This is a genomic window from Pedobacter sp. MR22-3, from assembly GCF_026240075.1.
Classification (GTDB): domain Bacteria; phylum Bacteroidota; class Bacteroidia; order Sphingobacteriales; family Sphingobacteriaceae; genus Pedobacter.
Genome location: NZ_JAPIVF010000005.1, coordinates 26,861 through 45,304, shown reverse-complemented (window position 1 = coordinate 45,304; position 18,444 = coordinate 26,861). Strand labels below are relative to the sequence as shown.

Annotated in this window: 15 protein-coding genes; 4 read left to right on the top strand and 11 right to left on the bottom strand. The window is 42.7% G+C overall.

The genetic code is table 11. The features are described from left to right. Positions 1–61: 61 nt before the first annotated feature. The 9 genes from OQ267_RS22550 to OQ267_RS12895 form a co-directional block, all read right to left on the bottom strand. The gene (locus tag OQ267_RS22550; protein ID WP_416348659.1) at positions 62–220 is read right to left on the bottom strand and encodes a hypothetical protein; all 159 of its coding nucleotides are present in this window, start codon (positions 218–220) and stop codon (positions 62–64) included. Between the two features lie 69 nt (positions 221–289). Next, positions 290–649 (bottom strand): IS3 family transposase, encoded by a 360-nt coding sequence (locus OQ267_RS12930; protein ID WP_265836642.1) that lies wholly within the window; start codon positions 647–649, stop codon positions 290–292. Between the two features lie 535 nt (positions 650–1,184). Continuing rightward, a complete protein-coding gene (locus OQ267_RS12925) occupies positions 1,185–2,951 on the bottom strand; it encodes a glycoside hydrolase family 9 protein (protein WP_265836237.1) in 1,767 nt (588 codons plus the stop codon). 4 nt (positions 2,952–2,955) lie between these two features. Continuing rightward, entirely contained in the window at positions 2,956–3,504 is a 549-nt protein-coding gene (locus OQ267_RS12920; RefSeq protein WP_265836236.1) for a hypothetical protein, read from the bottom strand. 168 nt (positions 3,505–3,672) lie between these two features. Continuing rightward, on the bottom strand, positions 3,673–4,785 hold the full coding sequence (locus OQ267_RS12915) for an IPT/TIG domain-containing protein (RefSeq protein ID WP_265836235.1): 1,113 nt from the start codon (positions 4,783–4,785) through the stop codon (positions 3,673–3,675). A gap of 5 nt (positions 4,786–4,790) precedes the next feature. After that, on the bottom strand, positions 4,791–6,368 hold the full coding sequence (locus tag OQ267_RS12910; RefSeq protein ID WP_088303194.1) for a RagB/SusD family nutrient uptake outer membrane protein: 1,578 nt from the start codon (positions 6,366–6,368) through the stop codon (positions 4,791–4,793). A gap of 23 nt (positions 6,369–6,391) precedes the next feature. After that, on the bottom strand, positions 6,392–9,862 hold the full coding sequence (locus OQ267_RS12905) for a TonB-dependent receptor (RefSeq protein WP_265836234.1): 3,471 nt from the start codon (positions 9,860–9,862) through the stop codon (positions 6,392–6,394). Positions 9,863–10,058: 196 nt separating this feature from the next. After that, positions 10,059–11,225, bottom strand: a complete 1,167-nt coding sequence (locus OQ267_RS12900) for a FecR family protein (RefSeq protein WP_265836233.1) — start codon at positions 11,223–11,225, stop codon at positions 10,059–10,061. 91 nt (positions 11,226–11,316) lie between these two features. After that, a complete protein-coding gene (locus OQ267_RS12895) occupies positions 11,317–11,901 on the bottom strand; it encodes an RNA polymerase sigma-70 factor (protein ID WP_322974869.1) in 585 nt (194 codons plus the stop codon). Between the two features lie 576 nt (positions 11,902–12,477). On the opposite strand from OQ267_RS12895, the gene OQ267_RS12890 reads away from it, so the two are divergent. Continuing rightward, positions 12,478–12,693, top strand: a complete 216-nt coding sequence (locus OQ267_RS12890) for a hypothetical protein (protein ID WP_265836232.1) — start codon at positions 12,478–12,480, stop codon at positions 12,691–12,693. Positions 12,694–12,714: 21 nt separating this feature from the next. On the opposite strand, the gene OQ267_RS12885 is transcribed toward OQ267_RS12890, so the two are convergent. Then, positions 12,715–14,487, bottom strand: coding sequence for an aminopeptidase P family protein (locus OQ267_RS12885; protein ID WP_265836231.1), 1,773 nt, complete (start codon positions 14,485–14,487; stop codon positions 12,715–12,717). 5 nt (positions 14,488–14,492) lie between these two features. After that, positions 14,493–15,890 carry an aminopeptidase P family protein gene (locus OQ267_RS12880; RefSeq protein ID WP_265836230.1) on the bottom strand — a complete coding sequence of 466 codons (1,398 nt, stop codon included), beginning with the start codon at positions 15,888–15,890 and terminating at the stop codon, positions 14,493–14,495. A 155-nt stretch (positions 15,891–16,045) separates the two neighbouring features. On the opposite strand from OQ267_RS12880, the gene OQ267_RS12875 reads away from it, so the two are divergent. The 3 genes from OQ267_RS12875 to OQ267_RS12865 all read left to right on the top strand — a co-directional run bounded on the left by OQ267_RS12875 (position 16,046) and on the right by OQ267_RS12865 (position 18,423). Next, positions 16,046–17,482 (top strand): POT family MFS transporter, encoded by a 1,437-nt coding sequence (locus tag OQ267_RS12875; RefSeq protein ID WP_265836229.1) that lies wholly within the window; start codon positions 16,046–16,048, stop codon positions 17,480–17,482. Positions 17,483–17,487: 5 nt separating this feature from the next. Further along, complete coding sequence (locus OQ267_RS12870) at positions 17,488–17,877, top strand: hypothetical protein (protein ID WP_265836228.1); 390 nt, start codon at positions 17,488–17,490, stop codon at positions 17,875–17,877. A 117-nt stretch (positions 17,878–17,994) separates the two neighbouring features. After that, on the top strand, positions 17,995–18,423 hold the full coding sequence (locus tag OQ267_RS12865; protein WP_265836227.1) for a hypothetical protein: 429 nt from the start codon (positions 17,995–17,997) through the stop codon (positions 18,421–18,423). Positions 18,424–18,444: the final 21 nt, after the last annotated feature.

The following is an 18,444-nucleotide window of genomic DNA, read 5'->3' as shown; positions in this document are numbered from 1 at the left end:
CTCACAGCTAGTTGAATGTAACTATGAGCAATTGGAATTCAACAATAAAATGGACGTTGGGTTAAGCTACAATATTTTGTTTATTTAAGTTTTGACCAAATTCCTCCAGGTACATGTACCCCAATGCTGAATGTAGTCTTTTACGGCTGTACCAGGTTTTGATATATTCAAATACGACGATTGCTGCTTGCTCTTTGTTTACAAACTTATGCTGGTATATACATTCACAAGCGTACTGAACCCTACGATCAGAATGAAAGATCAGCTCCTGGATAATGGGGTTATGTTTTCATGCCATTTTAAATGCTGGTATTACTGTATGTATAGCCTTCATCGTTGTGCTCAATGCCCAGCCGATCACTTTTCTGTCACCTAGATCTATAACCGTAGTCAGATACAGCCAACCCTGCTTTGTTTTAATGTAAGTGATGTCTGATACCCAAACTGCGGCTAATGTTTCAGGTTTAAAATCACGATCCAACTTATTTTCTGGTAGAGGAAACTTATGGTTGGAATCTGCGATCACTTTGAATTTTTTATTCACGATACTTCTCAGATTAGCTTTTTTCATCATTCTGGCAACTTTGGGTCTGGATACTTTTATGTTTTTTTCATGAAGTTCCTGGGTGATCCGGGGACTTCCGTATATTTTTTTACTGTTTCAAACGCCTGAAGAATCTCGTTTTCAAGTATTTGGTTTTCAATATTTCTGCTTGAGGAAACACTTTTCAACCAGGTATAAAAACCACCCCCAGGCTTACCTTCAATACTAAACACATTTTCCCGACAGAGAATACCATACTGTGATTGGTAATGAACCTGAATATTTGCTGTGGTTCCTGGAGAAAATGCTGATAGCCTTTTTTAAGATATCGTGCTCTATTTGCGTTTCACGAAGCTCTTTTTTTACCAGAGACAACTCTTGCTCCACTGCAGTTAAGAACACTTTCCCATTTCCTGGAAAACCCGTGTTCTGTTTGCTTGAAAATTCCTTCCTCTAGCGATATAATAAAGAAACTTTGATATCCAATTCTTTGGCCAAAGCCGTAAAATCGTTACGGGTATTAGTTAACGCTCATCAACTTGAACTCCTTGGATACCATGGTTATTAAAGAAAATGAATAATTAATTATCAATACTTGCCTCATAGTAGAGATATTTATATAGTCATGTTAATCAATAACTTATTTGGTACTTTCCTTCCCTTTCTTTTGTAAACATTCCAGTGCATTTGCAACATATACCAAAGGCGCATTCCAATTGATGGCTATTTCATTACTGGCATAAGAAGCCACATTATCCAGGTAAGACAATTCCGGTTCTGCAGACTCATATTTTAATCCATCCTGCTTTTCCGGATTGGGGCCACCAACCAACATCCCTGGAACCGGATCAGCCACACCATCAGCAAAAGAAATCCGGTGATGTGGGTTCATGGGTGAATAGGTACCAATACCGGTAACAAAAGAATAACCGGTTGCATTTCTTCCCAGGATATAATCCAGGTTTCCAGCGGCGGCATTCAGATAATCTTTATTTTGGGTGAATAAGTAAGCATTAATGAGCAAAACAGACTGGTTCATGGCAACCGAGTTACTTCCCCATACAAAATCCGATCGTGAACTGCCCATTACTGAGCCATAGGCACTTGTCTTGACTTCCAGCAAATAGCGGTCTGCAATAGAAAGTACCTTTTTCTTCAATATACTGGTGATGCTGCTGTAACTTGCAGGAAGTTTATCATGACACCTGATTAATGAATAATACCCTAAAATACCTACGGAACTCCAGCTGGGTAAATTTACTTTTGCATTCAGGCGCGCAAAGAAAGCCTCATAATATGGCGACTCACCGGTAGTGGCCAGGAGTTCAGCCGCGGCCCAGCTCCATTCATCTTCAAAATCCTTGTCGCCATAAGCACCTGTAGTAACTTTCAGATCAGTTGTCTTGTTCATCAGCTCCTGATCATAAGGCAGATTTGGATTTTTAAGTGCCCATTTCCAGGCTAGAATTGCGGCAGCGCGACAACTGTCGGCCAGGCCGGGGTACTGTTCAGGAAAGTCCTTTAAAATCCGGGATGCCTGAGCGGCAACCGCAGCAAGGTTCAATGTTGCGGCAGTACCTTTTGCCACCACATATCTGGGTGCCAAAGCCTGTGCAGGCATAACCATCGCATCGAAACTGAGATTTGTACACTTATTGTATACACCACCATCATGTTGATCCTGCATTTTCAGCATCCAGCGTAAATTGTAAATGGCCTCGGTTAATATATCCGGCACCCTGTTCTTCGCATCTGGAAGCCTCGTTTTCAGCTTCAGGAAATAGTCAGGAAAGTCCTCGTAAGCGGATAGTAAGGTAGCGGTAGAAATCCCGCTGTTGACGATGTACTTATTATAGTCGCCCGCATCATACCAGCCGCCCGCCACATTAATCCGGCTTCCGGCTGCCCTGTTTTTAGTGGCAGCAGATGGATGAATCAATACTGCGGTATCCGGATGTCCGGGTGCGCGGTACCATTTCCCGGCATAATCTTTATCCAGGGCCGAAGAAGCCCGTTGGTAATAGAAAGCTTTCAAGCCAGCCAAAGCGAGATCCTGATGCACACTGTCGGCGATCCTGAAAACCGGAGAGTCACCTACACCCGGAACCCGGATCAAATAGTTTCCGGGCTGCTGGAAACTGCTAAAATCGGCGATCCTGGTCTTTATCCCGGAATAGCCGGTGCTTTTTAACCCGGAGAGCGCCCCAGTATAGACCGGCTTTCCCGCCGGCATGGCAATCAGTTCAAAACCATCGCCTGCAGCAGCTTTGATAATGACAGCCCTTTTATCCAGACCTGGATAAAAACCTGACTGATCTACAAGGATTGCCTGATGCACTGCCTTTTGGGCCTGCGCTTCGGTTAACCCCATACCGATTAGCATGAGCAGCACAACATAAATTTTCATAGGCTTATAAATATTTCTCATAATCGGCTTGGCTAATCACTTTAATACTAACATCATCAACGAACATGGTACCCGATACATAACCCAAAGCAAACAAGAGTTTGATACCCGCAGTACCCGGCGGAACAATATATGCACGTTCATAAAGCTTCCAGTCCTGATCGCCGGTAACTGAAGCAATATTAATCCCTTCCCCGATTTTGGCTTCTCCCTTTCCCAGCATTTCAAAAAGGAAGAGTGCACCATTCCAGTCTTCCTTTCCGGTACTTACGCCATCTGCTTTGATCCTGGCAGACATCAAAATATACGGTGCATTTTTAGGCAGCGCAACAATTTGATGCATGCCCGTCCATTTAGAAGGATCGCCGGAGAATAAAGCAGCACTCATTTTTCCGGTACTGAAAATATAGGGTGTAGCTTTTGCAGAATAGTCTACCCATCCGCTCAGTTCATCTTCAAAGCCCCCATTTGTCACCAGGTTTTTTTGTGCCATGCTGGTGTAATTCACCGTCAGCATCAGGATTCCAACAGCTGCATATTTTATTATGTTCATGACTATAAATTTTATTTTTAATAAACTATAAGAAGGGGCTGTTTCATAAATCAATTTATCTTTGAACTTGTACCGAATCTTCGGAAAGCTCAACGTGACAGGTTCAGGATGACATTTTGTATTTATGAGACAGCCGCTTTTTCATCAGATTATTTTTGACAGCAAGAATTAATATACACCGATATCATCCAGGAAGATCGTTTCCGGCGCATTACCACTCAACTCCTGAAAGCCAATCCAGTTGAGGCTGGTTGGTTTACCTGGCTGGCTGGCATTTTGGAAACGCTCCAAAGGCACTACATAGGTTGTCCATTTACCGGCATGTAATACAATGCTAACCTGACGGTTGTCGAAATCATTCAATCCGATCTTTACCACCTTGCCTTCGGTTCCGGTTGTTCCATATATCGAGAATTTAACATAAGTTTTATCGCTCAGGTCTACAGGATCATTGCTGCCTACAGCATATCCGGCATAATTACCGGTATACGTAAGTTTGATGGCGTGGCTGCCCCTTTTAACCATCTCTGTGTTACTTGCATCTCCACTGGCACCGCCAAAATTGAAATCGTAACCTGCTGTGATCTGATCGTCATAAAACAAGTGTTTAAATCCAAATGGCAATAGTATCGGCACTGCCGTTCCATCATAAGATACATACGGACCAGTACTGGTTCCTCCCGGGGTAGTTACACTTACCGCACCAAGGCCACCGTTAGGTACGGTTACCTTTAGTTCTGTACTTTTCGAGGAAACTATCCTCGCTTCAACCGTCCCAAATTTAACACTGGATACCTGATCGAAACGTAAGCCGGTAATGGTTAACTCATCGCCTGCATTTCCGGCAAACTGGCTTAAGTCAGTAATTACCGGAGGTGGTTGTTTGATGCTAAAATCAAAACTTACCGTTCCAGATGCGTTAGTCAGCACCAATTTACCGGTTTGATTGATCCAGGAAGCTGTGGCAGGAATCATCACCACGATACTGTTATCGCTAAACAGGGCAGTATTCAAATAAGCTGCTGTGCCATTAAATTCCACTTTGTTTGTACTCTTCAGGTTTGCACCTTCAATTACATAAGTCACGCCGACATCACCTGAGGTGACTGTAGAATCTAAAGCCGTTGGCTGAGCCACTCCAGGCTTCACCAGGGTGCGCACCCTGGTGATAGCAGGCATGCCTTGCCCCTCTCCCTCCTTTTTGCAGGAGGCGATAAATATCAACATGAAAAATAGTCCTGTCAGAGAAATGACTATAGGGTTTTTATATATGATTTTCATAATAACTATTTAAAATTGTAAGGTACCGGTGGCAGTAATAATTTAGGATTAAGGGTAGATTCTGTTGTAGGGTATGGCAAACGGAAATTGGCATCAGTGGGCGTATATTTTTGTCCCCAGATGACTACAGGCGTAGTATTGCTGTAAATGCCCCTTTCCTGGTTGGCAATAATGGCGATGGCCTTAGGATGGGAAGTGACATTAAACCCGTCTAACCTGCCCAGATCAAACCAATAATCAGCCTCAAATACAAATTCCATACGGCGTTCCTGATAGATATCCATAATGGAAATGGAGGTTTTAGGAATCAGCCCGGCCCGTTGTCTGATTTTATTAAAGGGCACCAGTGCTGCAGCATCTGATGTACTTTGCGCACCAGCAAGAACGGCTTCCGCTTCAATCAGAAGCACATCTGCATAACGCATCAGATAAGTATTATTCGCTGTTGAAAACGAAGCACCTTTACCGCCATTGTCTGCCGGAGTGCCTACCACATACTTTTTGATAAATGCCGGCATTCCCTGTGCAACCGCTCCCGCCGGTAAGGTGTAACCGCCTTTGGCCTGGTTAATTTCAGGGTAAACATCACCCTGCATCATCACCGTAGGTTTTCTTCTTAAATCACCCGGCTCAAAAGCTGTCAGCAAATCAATGGATGGTGTTACACTGCCATATCCATCTCCGGTACCCGTAATTTCAGAGTTATAGGCCAGGAAAGATTGTAAGGCATTCCCGTGTCCGTAGGCAGATCCGCCCAGCCATTGTATAGCAGCGATACTTTCTTCATTGTTGTTATTGGCTGTTTTAAATAAGTCAGCATAGGTCTTCCCGGAAACATCGATCCCGTACAATTTGAACTCTCCGCTATTGATGACCTGTTCTGCTTTCAAACGGGCATTCGGATAATCACGCATGTACAGATAAACTTTGGCTAAAAGTGCAGACGCAGATCCGCTGGATACCTTACCCTGAGAAACAGATCCGGTTCTGATCATTTTGTCGCAGTTCACTTCGGCAAACTTCAGGTCATTGATGATAAAGGTATACACATCGGTTACCGGATTGGTATTGATCTGATAGTTGCTGACATGGTCCAGGCTATTTTCTATAATCGGCACATTTCCCCAGGTTCTCACCAGATAGAAATAAGCCATGGCCCGCATAAACCGGGCCTCCCCAATGGCATTATTCACTACGGCAGTTGGTACACTGGCCGGAACTTTAGATTTCAGATTGTTGATGAGTGCATTGGATTGGGCCACTACACTGAACAGGGAATTCCAGGCCGACAACAATTGGGTATTGTCGCCCGTTACCGAGAAGTTTCCAAAATTGATCACATCCGGAGAATAGGTATGCGCATTGCCGCTCAACAACTCGGAGATACACCAGGATGCTTTTGCATTCCAGTCAAACCACGGGGAGTTGTACAAAGCAATCGTGCTGGCCTGTACCTGCTCGGTATTCTGATAAAAATTATCCGCACTAAGCGCATCCTGCGGCGGAATATTAAAAAAGTCCTTTTTACAGCTACTGCTAATGGTGGCTATGAAGACTAATATATATAGGAGATATGATTTCATTTTCTTACAATAATTTATGGTCACTAAAATTGTGCGTTGATGCCAAATGTGATGGTCCGGGCAATCGGGTATCTGCCCAGGTCAATGTTATTCAGGATAGCACTTTGGTTAATTGCACCGATTTCCGGATCGTACCCTTTGTATTTCGTAAAGGTGTACAGGTTCTGCACACTGGAATATACTTTCAGGTTGCTGAATTTAAATTTCCTGATCCAGGCGGCGGGCACTTTATAACCAAGACTCATATTTTGAATCCTTAAAAAAGAACCGCTCTCTACATACCGGTCAGATACGACCAGATTTGGATTATCAATACCAATTTTTGGAGCAGGAATATTGGAGTCCGGGTTTTGAGGTGTCCAGAAATTGCTGTAAGCAGCATATTGGTTTTGATAAACGTTCGCCAGGTTGCCCATGGTGTTGTTCAGCAAATTCATGATCTTAGCTCCATAAGATCCATTTAAAAACACAGTGAAATCAAAAGCCCTGTAGCTGAACGTATTGGTAATCCCATAGGTAAATTTAGGATTCGGATTCCCGATCGCGGTGCGGTCTTTCTCGTTCACTACGCCATCACCGTTTACATCTTCATATTGCACATCACCCAGCCAGGTGCTGTTGCTGTTATTGGCAATCGTTCTGCCAAACTGAACCGGTGCAGCACGCAGCTGATCCTCTGTTTTAAAAATTCCTTTTACCCGGTAACCATAAAATTCACCTACTGATCGGCCTACAACCGTACGCGTAACAGGTGTTTGCAGGTAAGCATTGGTTACCGTACCAAATAATTCGGTAAGCCCGTTGCCCAATTCCTTCACTTCATTTTTATAATGGGATAAAACCACATTGGTATTCCATTTAAAATGATCATTATCAATATTGCGGGTATTGATGGTCAAATCAAAACCTACGTTATCAATTTTACCCAGATTGACGTAAGGCGGATTAATGCCACCCAGGTAATCAGGTCCGCCTACCAGGTATGCCGGTAGTGTCAGCTGAAACAAAAAATCTTTTGATGTTTTTTTATAAATATCTATACTGGTGTTGATCTTCCCGTTCAGGAAACTCATGTCCAAACCAGCATTATATTGAATGGAGGTTTGCCACTTTAAGGCCTTATTGTCAATTCGTCCGGCAAGAAAACCTGTACCCAAACCGGTCTGAGATGACCTCAATAAAGAACTGTACAGATAATTGGGAACATCCTGATTACCAACCTCTCCATATCCAAGACGAATTTTAACCCCGCTTACCACCTTGTTGATTCCCTTCATAAAAGATTCATCAGACAATTTCCAGGAGGCAGCAAAAGAAGGGAAATAACCAGACTGTGATCCTTCTGCAAATTTAGTGGTCTTGTCTTTACGGATGGTTGAAGTCAGGCTATATTTTGAACCATAGATATAAATGGCACGGGCATATACAGATTCCTGTCGCTGTGTTCCAATGTACTCATCATTGGTGGCTGTGATGGCCTGCCCTAAGTTTAATGATTGCACATCATTACTGAAAAATCCCTGCCTTCTTCCTTCTATACCTCTCCAAGTGGATTCCTGAACTTCATAACCTAAAATTGCACTCAGGTTGTGTTTTCCGAATGTCTGGTTGTAATTCAGGTATTCTTTCCAGATCAGAAATGTACTTTGCTGATGGCGTTCCTGCAGTGAAGCTGTTGGGTTGGTAAAGCGGCCCCATGAATAACTTGGCGTAAACACATTATTGTCAGAGAAATTAAAGTCGCCACCCAGTTCCGATCTTAAAGACAGGGGTTTAAGTACCTTGATTTCATTATAGATATTTGTATTGATGTTGCTCCTGTTTAGTTTATTTTTAATTTGCTGCGCCTGGGCCACTGGATTTAATGCCGCAGCGGCAGCCAGGGGATCTGATAAAGGTGGCCCGGTATAGGAACCATCAAGATTGGTTACTGCGAGGTCAGGTCCCTGCAACAGGGCATTGTAAATGATTCCATTGTTGTCACTTGTGATTACGTTTTCGGCAGAACGGCTGGCCGTAAGTGTAATACCAAGCTTAAACCATTCTTTAACCTGGACATCCACATTGGTACGCAGGCTGTAACGACGGAAATCAGACCCGATAACGGTACCATCCTGCCCGAGATATCCACCTGAAATATAATAGTTCAAGCCCTCTTTACCGCCAGAAACAGCGATCTGGTGACTTTGCTGAGCCGCAGTCCTGAAGATTTCTTTTTGCCAGTTGGTACCTTCTCCTAATATGGAAGGATCTGCAAATTCAACTCTTCTTCCCGTTCCATAGATGTCGCCCAGCGAGTTCTGCAATCTGGCATATTGCTTAAGGTCCATGACATCCATATACTTCGCTACGCGCTGGAAACCATAATAGCCATCATAATTAATAGCCGAATTGCCTGTTTTTCCTCTTTTTGTCGTGATGATGATCACGCCGTTAGAAGCCCTGTTCCCATAAATTGCAGTGGCTGAGGCATCCTTTAACACATCGATAGATTCAATGTCATTTGGGTTGATCAGCGACAAAGGACTAACAGTAGTTTGAGAATTGGCATTTGAAGAAGAGGCCTGTAAGGGTGATCTTCCACTTGTACTTTGGTTGCTGGCATCGCCTGAAATGGGTACACCATCAATCACATATAAAGGTTCATTACTCCCGCTTAACGAAGTTATCCCGCGCACACGAACGGATGTATTGCTGCCGGGTGCCCCTGAATTCTGGCTGATGGTTAGTCCTGAAGCCCTGCCCTGTAACATCTGGTCGATGCTCACCTGGGGTACATTTTCGATATCTGAAGCCTTGACAGAAGAAATTGATCCGTTAATGTCCGAACGTTTCTGAGTACCATAGCCAATTACCACCACATCGCTGAGTACTGTATTTTGGTTCTTCAAAACCACATTTAATGTGTTTCTTTTACCAGGGACAATTTCCTGGGTTTCCATGCCTACAAAAGAAAATACCAGAATCGATGTAGCGGATGGAACAGAGATTTTATACCTCCCGTTGATATCGGTTACTGCGGTCACTTTCGAATCCTTCACTTTAACCGCGACGCCGGGAAGGGTTACCCCCTTCTCATCGCTGACCGTTCCGGAAACCTCAATCTCCTGAATTTGTATCTGCGTTGATGGCAAATAGGTTCTTTTCTTGAGAATAATTGTTTTTTTAATAATCTTAAAATCCAGGTTTGTATTTTTTAAAACCATCACCATGGCCTGCTCAACAGGCATGTTAGTTACATTTACATTGATTTTGGATTTCTCATCAATATCGGCACGCCTGAAAAGCAAATGGTAGCCACTCTGTTTTTCGATTTGCTTAAGAACAGAAAAAATGTCGGCATTGGTATGTTTAAGCGTTAAATTCTGACTAAAGCTACTTGCGCTCACCTGCATTAAAGTCAGAATAAAAAGAAGCACGGTTAGTCTCATTGTTAATAAAATCTGGTAAGAATCACGGCGCAATAGCAGCCTGATCCTATAAAATAAATTCATATCTTTATAGGGTTTGGGTTAAATTATAATGTCGTCTGAATGGGCTTGTAAGTAACCTTTACAATGACCGGATGTGCTGCAAACACAATCCGGTCTTTTTTAAAACGGTTACGCCGGTTGATTATGCAGTGTTGTAGTAGTTGCTCATATTTGGTTATTTATATTGGTTAAATTATTGGTTAAGCAGTTTTTTCCATTATTCTATAATGGTGAGCACATGGTCGTTCAATTCGTATTTTAATCCTGTAAACTGAAGCATACTCAGCATTTCGGAAAGCGCTACATCTTTAGCTATGGTACCGGTGTAGGAAACTTTTGAAGGGGTTCCTTTAAATACCACCCGGATATCATACCATCGGGAAAGTTGCCGGGCAATTTCTTTGATCTCCATATCCTTAAAAATGAAAAGGTCGTTTCTCCAGGCCATTACCGCTTCGAGATCAGCATTGTCGCTGACTTTGATCGCGGATGACGGATTTACACTGGCTTGCTGACCAGGTTTCAACAGTTTTGAAAAGTTTCCTGAGGATAAATGAATACTACCTTCCAACAGCGTTGTTTTCTGATCAGCTTCATCGTCGTAGGCCATCACGTTAAAATGTGTTCCGAGCACACTGATTTCGGTTCCGCCGGATCGCACTTTAAAAGGTTGCTTCGGATTCTTCACGACCTCAAAATATACCTCACCGGTCATTTGTACATTTCTTTCTGCACCTGTAAATGAAGTCGGGAACCTCAGACTAGACTTGGCATTTAGCCAGACTTTACTTCCATCCGGCAATATCACGCTGTATTTTCCGCCAACAGGTGTTGTGATGGTGTTGTATACCATTTCAGAAGGATTTTCTCCCTTCCTTTTCTTATAGCTCAGCTCTCCTTCAGCGGTTTTGACCACACTCACATCGTACTGATCAGCCACCTTACCCAGGTTTGCATCAGTAAGCACCAATGAAGATCCGTCATCAAGGGTGAGTACGGCCTTATTGCCTCCCGGGAGGATGCTTGCAGATTGACTTGATTTAAAGCTTTTCTCCGGAGAAAATGAGGAGGAGTATTGCATCCAGAGCAAAGCCATGCTTAAGCATAAAAACAGTGATGCGGCAACCGCCAGAACTTTCCAGGAATAGCTTGACTTTTCAGGTATGAAGATTGGTTTTTGATGCGACTTTGCTTCGATGTTCCGGAGGATGCGTTCAAAGATTTTGGTTTCCATCAGCGCACGCTCCTCATCTGTCAGACCTGAAATATGATCTGGCACAGCATCCATCAGATCAAACCAATGTTCAACCGTTGCGGCTTCACTGGCCGTACAGCTGCCTGAAAGATATTTTCTGATTAAGGACAAGGCTATTGATTTGCCCATATTGGTTTTCAATTATATTTGGTTGGTTAATGGTATAGTCGGTTGGACAGGCTTTTGCCCCCAAAAAAAAATAAAAAAAATTTTAGTGCGGCTAAAACAGCAGCCATGCGAAGGATGAAGCGATCAGAACTTCCTTAAAGTGCAACCTGAAAAGTTTCAGCGCATTGGTGATATGGTTTTCCACTGTTTTCTCAGAGATTCCTAATAATTCAGCGATTTCCTTATTTGATTTATGATGTTGCCTGCTCAATTCAAACACCCGCCGGCATTTTGCAGGTAATTTCGAGATCACCTGGTTGATTCCATCTTCTACCTCATGCAAAAACACCGTCTCTTCAGTAGTATTGGCTGTTTCCGTATAACTAAAAGAAAGCAATTCCAGGTAATTGTTCCGGGTTGCTTCCCTGGCCAGGTAATCGATCACTGAATAACGGATGGAAGTATGGAGATAAGCCTTTAAGGCACCCCTGATGTTTATTTTTTTGCGATTGATCCAGAACAGGGTAAAAAAATTCTGGATAATTTCTTCAGAAGCTTCTTTAGACCTCAGCCGCTTATTGGAAATCAGGTACAAATCATACCAATACCGGACATAAATCTCCTTGAAAGCAAGCATGTCGTTTTCCTTCAAAAGGATGACAAGTTCCTCATCGGTATGTTTATGCCCGTTGCTCATAGTGAGTAAAAGTATAAAAAAATAGTTTCATTCAGCATGCTGATTTTGTTTGCTGAAAAATATCAACAGCAATGTTTATCACCAGAAGAAATCGGGTTTAATATTGCGTTTTAATCCTGGTGTAAAAGCCAGTATTCAGGTAGATGAGGAGGTAGATTCCGGGAACCTACCCTTCACCTTTGCAAGATTAGAGGAACCTTTATCACAGCCTATCTAAAAACTTTTTCACTCCATAAATAAAAATTACACATGCTCTCCGAGAAACAAAATTGCAAGAAACCCTTTTTTGTTTCTCGATAAATTGTTTCTCCAACCCGAAACACTTTTCCTTGAAACTTTTTTTTGTTTCGGGAAAAAGGGTTTCAAATCATCTATCTAAAATGGTAAAGTCAGCCTCTGCTTACACTCTGTTCTTGAAAATTATTTAGTGAATTAAATTTTTGTCTTTTAAATTGGCGATGCAAATCAATAATCAATAAAATTTATAACATTAACAGAGACGTGGACTTATAAATACTGCTGATGTAATTCAGGCATTAAAATCTGGTCAGCTTGGTTATTTAGGGCTTGAGGTATATGAACAGGAATCAGCCTTGTTTTTTCCATGACCTATCTAACGAAGTTATTCAAGATGATCAGATCACTCGCCTGGTGTCGTTTCCAAATGTTTTAGTCACTTCCCATCAGGGATTTTTTACACGTGAGGCCATGCAGCAAATTGCAGAGATTACTTTTGCTAACGCCGATGCTTTCGCTACAGGCGCTGCAATGCCGAATGAAATTAAACCATAACCGAATAAGAACAAATTGAAATTAAATCGCCTTACATTTTTCTGCCAGCCATGAGGCTTCCTCGTCAGTTAATTCTTGCTTCAACCGGTCATAAACCAGTTGATTATATGCATTGAGCCAGTTAATTTGTTCGGGAAGTAACCATTCTTTCTGGATCATCGAAGTATCAATATAAGCCAGTGTTACCGTTTCAAACTGAAGAAATTCACCAAAAAAAGTGGTTTCACCAGTAACCGTGAGCACAAGGTTTTCAATCCGCACCCCATGTTTGCCCGGCCGGTAAATTCCGGGTTCTATGGAAGTAAGCATACCCGGATCTATTGCTACCGCAGCATTTGACGGGCCAATATTTTGCGGCCCTTCATGAACATTCAGGTAATAACCCACGCCATGACCTGTGCCATGGCCATAATTAATGCCTTGCTGCCACAACTGCTGGCGGCAAATTCCATCAAGCTGATATCCACGGGTACCTTTAGGAAATTTAGCCGCAGTACCAAAAATCAGTGCAGAAAGTACCAGCGTGTAATCCCTTTTCTCCTCATCGGTTGTTTCGCCTAAGGGAACTGTTCTGGTAATGTCAGTTGTGCCGTAGAAATAATGCCCGCCGGAATCTAACAGGAAAAGTCCCTGAGGAAGCAATTCAAGAGGGTTAATTTCATCAGGAGCGTAATGTGGCAATGCGGCATGTGGTCCGTAACCTGCAATGGAAGCGAAGCTGATGCCTGCAAAATTTTTACCCCGCTCACGAAATGCTTTAATTTTCTGCGATGCAGACCATTCCGTTATCCTGATCTTGCCAAGGTTTTCTTCCAGCCATTTAAAAAAACGGGTAAGTGCCACACCATCACTCACCATCGCCGCCCGTATATGCGCTGTTTCAACCGCATTTTTAATAGCCTTAAACCCTACCACCGGATTGGTTTCCCTGATTACCTGTACTGTTGAGGATAACTGCGTTAAAAACTGATAGGAAGTTCTTTTACCATCCAGCAAAATCCTACCATTTTCCAGCTGCTGAATATCAGCGTTGATTTCGTGATATTCCTTCAGCTTCACGCCTCTTTCTGCTAATAAATTCACATCAGCAGGAGATAATTTTTGATGATTAAGGTATAATGTCACTTCGTTTATGGTAATTAACGCATAACAAAGTACCACCGGATTATAACTGACATCATTTCCCCTGATGTTAAAAAGCCAGGCGAGATCATCCAAACTGGAGATCACATGAACATTCGCCTGATGTTCTATCAAGGCAACCCGAAGTGCAGAAAGTTTGCTGTTTGAGGTTTGCCCGCAATCTTTTTCAGGCAATAAAACAGCAGGAGCTGTTGGCAATGCTGGCCGGCTCTGCCAAATTTCAGCCATTAAATCTAAATGCCTGATATTAATGTGATGAGTAGCCAGGGCAGTTTTAATTTCTTCACCTAAAACCATCGACATCAGTTGATAATCAAATGCCACAACAGATTCTTCCGCCAGTTTTTCACCTAACCAGCCAATATACTCCGGCGTATGCTGAACCTTTAACCTGACCAGCTCATATCCGCTTCCTGCTAATTGCTGTGTCGCTTGTTCGAAATAACGGAAATCTGCCCAGAGCCCGGCAAAATCAGGCGTAATTACTAATGTTCCGGCAGAACCGCTAAAACCTGAAGCAAACTGAATGCACTTATAGCGATCGGGGACGTATTCACTCATGTGCGGATCAGAAGAAGGAATGATATAGGCATCTACGCCCGCTTCCTTCATTTTTTCCCGGATGGCATTTAATTTTTCCTGATGGGTCATATCCATTAATAAGCGTTGTTTCTGATTTCTTCTACTTCGCTGATTTCGATCGCTAAAGGTTTACCCAATAACCGGAGGCCTTCGGTGGTCATGGCATAATTATTCTCCAAACGGATACCACTAAAATCCTTAAACTTTTCTACTTCGGCATAATTGATAAAGGATTCAAATCTCCGGTCAGCTTTCCATAAATCGATCAGTTCAGGAATCATGTAAATTCCGGGCTCGATGGTAAATACATAACCGGGCTCCAAAGCACGTCCTAACCTTAAAGATTTAAGTCCAAACAGTTCTTTTTCTTTCTTTAAAGTATAGTCATAGCCCACATATTCTTCACCCAGATCTTCCATATCATGAACATCCAGTCCCATCATATGGCCCGTACCACACTGAAAAAACAGGGCGTGGGCACCGGCAGCAACTGCTTCGTCCATATCACCTTTCATTAATCCCATTGCTTTCATGCCTTCAGCCAAACTTTTACAAGCCGCGTAATGCACATCAATATATTTTGTATGTGGTTTTGATCCTGCTTCAGCACTTTGAAGTGCAGCCTGAACAATAGCATACACCTCACGTTGCCTGTTATCGAATTTTTTACCTACCGGAAAGGTCCTGGTTAAATCGCCACAATAACCCATTGCTGTTTCCATTCCTGAATCATTCAACACCAGCTGTCCATCCTGCATTACATTTCCGTGAAAATGATTGTGCAGAATTTCGCCATGAACGGTTAAAATAATCGGATAGGCAATATTGCCACCGGTTCGCAGTGCTTCGCCATGAATCAATGCGGCAATCTCTTCTTCTTTCAGGCCTGGCCTGGTTTTTTGCATGGCCAGCAAGTGCATATCAATGCTATGATTAACCGCTTGCTCTATTTCGGTAATTTCTACAGCTGATTTGATGGACCGTTGTGCCGCAACAGCTTGAATAAATGGTAATGATGCCGATGGCTTTAACTGATTCACATTGAGGCTTAATAAATCAGCCAGCTTAATTTTATTTTCTGCCCGGTAAGGTGGTAAATAGTGAATTGTTCTTTTTAAGGAAACTGCCTTGCGGATATGATCAGACAGTTCAGCCGATGGAAGTACTTTGGAGATCCCCGCAAGATTTGCTTTTTCCTGAATAGTCTCCTGTCTGCCCATCCATACGATATCATCAATGCCCATTTCATTTCCGAAAATCATTTCCTGGTTTTCATCTATATCAATCATGGCCACCAAGCCTGGGTGCGCAATTCCGAAATAGTATAAAAATGTGCTGTCTTGCCTAAAGCTATAGGCATTATCAGCATAGTTCATCGGACTTTCTTCATTTCCAAAAAAAAGAAGTAAGCCAGATTTTAATCTTTGAGCCAATGCGGCTCTTCTTTCTACATAAACACTTGTTTGGAACATTTGCTTTATTTTCTGGTGGATCAAAAATAGCAAAAGCAATAAATAATGCCTGCTCATTTACGTCACAATCTTAAACAGGATAAGATCATGCACTATAGGGTGAAAATCAGTAAAGATAGCCCGGCAGATTTACACCAAATTAGCATATGGATAAAATGGAATCGAAAAAAAGCAGTTACCCCAAAAGTATTGGGTACATTATTGCCAATGAGGGTGCTGAACGCTTTAGCTTTTATGGCATGCGGTCCATCCTGGCCACCTTTCTGGTGTTCCATTTCTTTAACCCTACCATGAATGCGGCCTTGCAGGCTACAGCAGAAGCCAAAGCCAATGAAACCACACATTTTTTTGTATCACTGGCTTATGCACTTCCCTTCGTGGGCGGCCTGGTGGCCGATTGGTTCTTTGGGAAATACAAGGTAATTATCTATGTATCCGTGGTGTACTGCATCGGGCATTTGTGTCTGGCTTTATTTGATCACGACCTGGAGAAATTTAAATACGGCTTAATTTTAATTGCCATTGGTGCCGGAGGCATTAAATCCTGCGTTTCGGCGAATCTTGGAGATCAGTTTACGGCAAGCAACAAACACCTGATGTCGAAAGTTTATGGCTGGTTTTATTTTAGTATCAATGCCGGATCTGTATTGTCCACCATCCTCATCCCATTAGTTTATGACCGTTATGGTGCCAAATGGGCATTCGGAATCCCCGGAATTTTAATGGCTTTAGCCACGGTAATTTTCTTTCTGGGCAGAAAAACTTATGTCAATGTTCCGCCATCCGGTGTCAATAAAAACAATTTTGTGTTCATCTCTGTATACGCGATAATCAACTGGGGGTCAAAAAAGAAAAAACAATCGTTACTGGATGTAGCGAAAGAAAAATTCGACCATCAGAAAGTGGAAGATGTCAAAACGGTTTATAATGTACTGGCGGTATTTGCTTTTATCCCGATTTTCTGGGCACTGTGGGATCAGAATTTGTCGGAGTGGGTATTGCAGGCCACTAAAATGGACCGGCATATTCTCGGTATTCAATTCCTTCCTGAACAAATTCAAACTGTGAATCCATTTTTCCTGCTGTTGTTTATTCCCATATTTAATTACTGGCTCTATCCATTTCTGGATAAAAAAGGATTAAAAACAACACCACTTAGGAGAATAGGTGCCGGCTTAGTGCTTTTGGCGGTATCTTTTACCATTATTGCATTGATCCAAACCAGCATTGATAAAGGGGCAAGTCCATCCATTGTATGGCAGATTCTGGCTTATGCCATTCTAGCAGCGGCAGAGGTTCTGGTTTCTATTACCGGATTAGAATATGCCTATACACAAGCCAGTAATTCAATGAAAAGCACCATGATTGCCATCTGGTTACTTACCACCGCCCTTGGAAATCTCTTCACTGCTTTGGTAAACCGAAGCATCTCAAGCGGTGGTTTTTTTGCCCAGTTTAAGGGTGCAGATTATTACTGGTTTTTCATCGGCCTGCTCGGGATCTTTATTGTGGTGTATTTCTTTGTTTCGCCGAGGATTAAAGAAAGACAGGAAACCGAAGTTATACCAGTTATTCAACCTGAATTAAATTAGCAAATATGATTGTTCAATTATGTAAAAAACAAAGATGCATCTCCTATGCAATCTTCACTGTCGCAGGACTTCTTTTTACCTTAAGTACCAATGCGCAGGAGCAAAAAAGTGATGTAAAACCGCTGGCGTCGAACCTGGAGCAACTGTTGATTACGCGTCCGCCAGATTCACTGGGCTATCCAAAATTTTATGAAAAATATACAGATGCCTTTGGGATTCCTGTGGTTTCATCGGCTAAGGTTTCTGATGCGGCATTGTTAGTAGCCCGGGATATCATCAATTATATGCTGGTAAAAAGGCCGGATATCCGCAGTGCAATGATCAGTATGAAAGCCCGCCTGTCTATCATGGCCTGGTCTGAAATGCAAACTGATCTGCCTGAATACAGCAACTAGAAAAAACCGGCACTTACCGACGGGCGCCTTACCCCAACAGAAAAAGAAAACTATAACAAACCCGGTGGAATAGCAAGCTTAACGGACAAGGGTTACTGGAATCAGCGTGCCCGCGGGATGGGTGGGATTCAAACTTCCTGCGCGGAAGAAAATCTTTTGGGTTTCCCCGGAACAAAGTATTATGGCGAAAATATTATGGTGCATGAGTGGAGCCACAATGTCATGTCGGCCTTGCGGAAAGCCGATCCGGAGCTTTACAAGCAAATTGATGTGGCCTACCAAGCCGCAAAGAAAAAGGGCATGTATAAAGACCAGTATGCCATTAATACCGTTGCAGAGTATTGGGCAGAGGGTAGTCAATGGTGGTTTTGGTCGAATTATGAGTTTAACGATGGAAAAGTCAGGGTGCAAACCCCTGATGATTTGAAGGCATATGACCCAACACTGTATCATATTCTTTCACAGGTATATGCCGGGCATCATATTCCTGCAGACGTTTATTATGGCAGGAACATTCCTTTTGGCGGCCCGACAGTGAAGCATTGAGTGATAACTTTGAGCAAGTTA

Coding starts and splice junctions, on each gene's coding strand:
- OQ267_RS12890 (WP_265836232.1), top strand. CDS start 12,478: ATGAACAGGAATCAGCCTTGTTTTTTCCATGACCTATCTAACGAAGTT.
- OQ267_RS12870 (WP_265836228.1), top strand. CDS start 17,488: ATGATTGTTCAATTATGTAAAAAACAAAGATGCATCTCCTATGCAATC.
- OQ267_RS12925 (WP_265836237.1), bottom strand. CDS start 2,951: ATGAAAATTTATGTTGTGCTGCTCATGCTAATCGGTATGGGGTTAACC.
- OQ267_RS12895 (WP_322974869.1), bottom strand. CDS start 11,901: ATGAGCAACGGGCATAAACATACCGATGAGGAACTTGTCATCCTTTTG.
- OQ267_RS12900 (WP_265836233.1), bottom strand. CDS start 11,225: ATGGGCAAATCAATAGCCTTGTCCTTAATCAGAAAATATCTTTCAGGC.
- OQ267_RS12865 (WP_265836227.1), top strand. CDS start 17,995: ATGGGTGGGATTCAAACTTCCTGCGCGGAAGAAAATCTTTTGGGTTTC.
- OQ267_RS12915 (WP_265836235.1), bottom strand. CDS start 4,785: ATGAAAATCATATATAAAAACCCTATAGTCATTTCTCTGACAGGACTA.
- OQ267_RS12880 (WP_265836230.1), bottom strand. CDS start 15,890: ATGTTCCAAACAAGTGTTTATGTAGAAAGAAGAGCCGCATTGGCTCAA.
- OQ267_RS12920 (WP_265836236.1), bottom strand. CDS start 3,504: ATGAACATAATAAAATATGCAGCTGTTGGAATCCTGATGCTGACGGTG.
- OQ267_RS12905 (WP_265836234.1), bottom strand. CDS start 9,862: ATGAATTTATTTTATAGGATCAGGCTGCTATTGCGCCGTGATTCTTAC.
- OQ267_RS12885 (WP_265836231.1), bottom strand. CDS start 14,487: ATGACCCATCAGGAAAAATTAAATGCCATCCGGGAAAAAATGAAGGAA.
- OQ267_RS12875 (WP_265836229.1), top strand. CDS start 16,046: ATGGAATCGAAAAAAAGCAGTTACCCCAAAAGTATTGGGTACATTATT.
- OQ267_RS12910 (WP_088303194.1), bottom strand. CDS start 6,368: ATGAAATCATATCTCCTATATATATTAGTCTTCATAGCCACCATTAGC.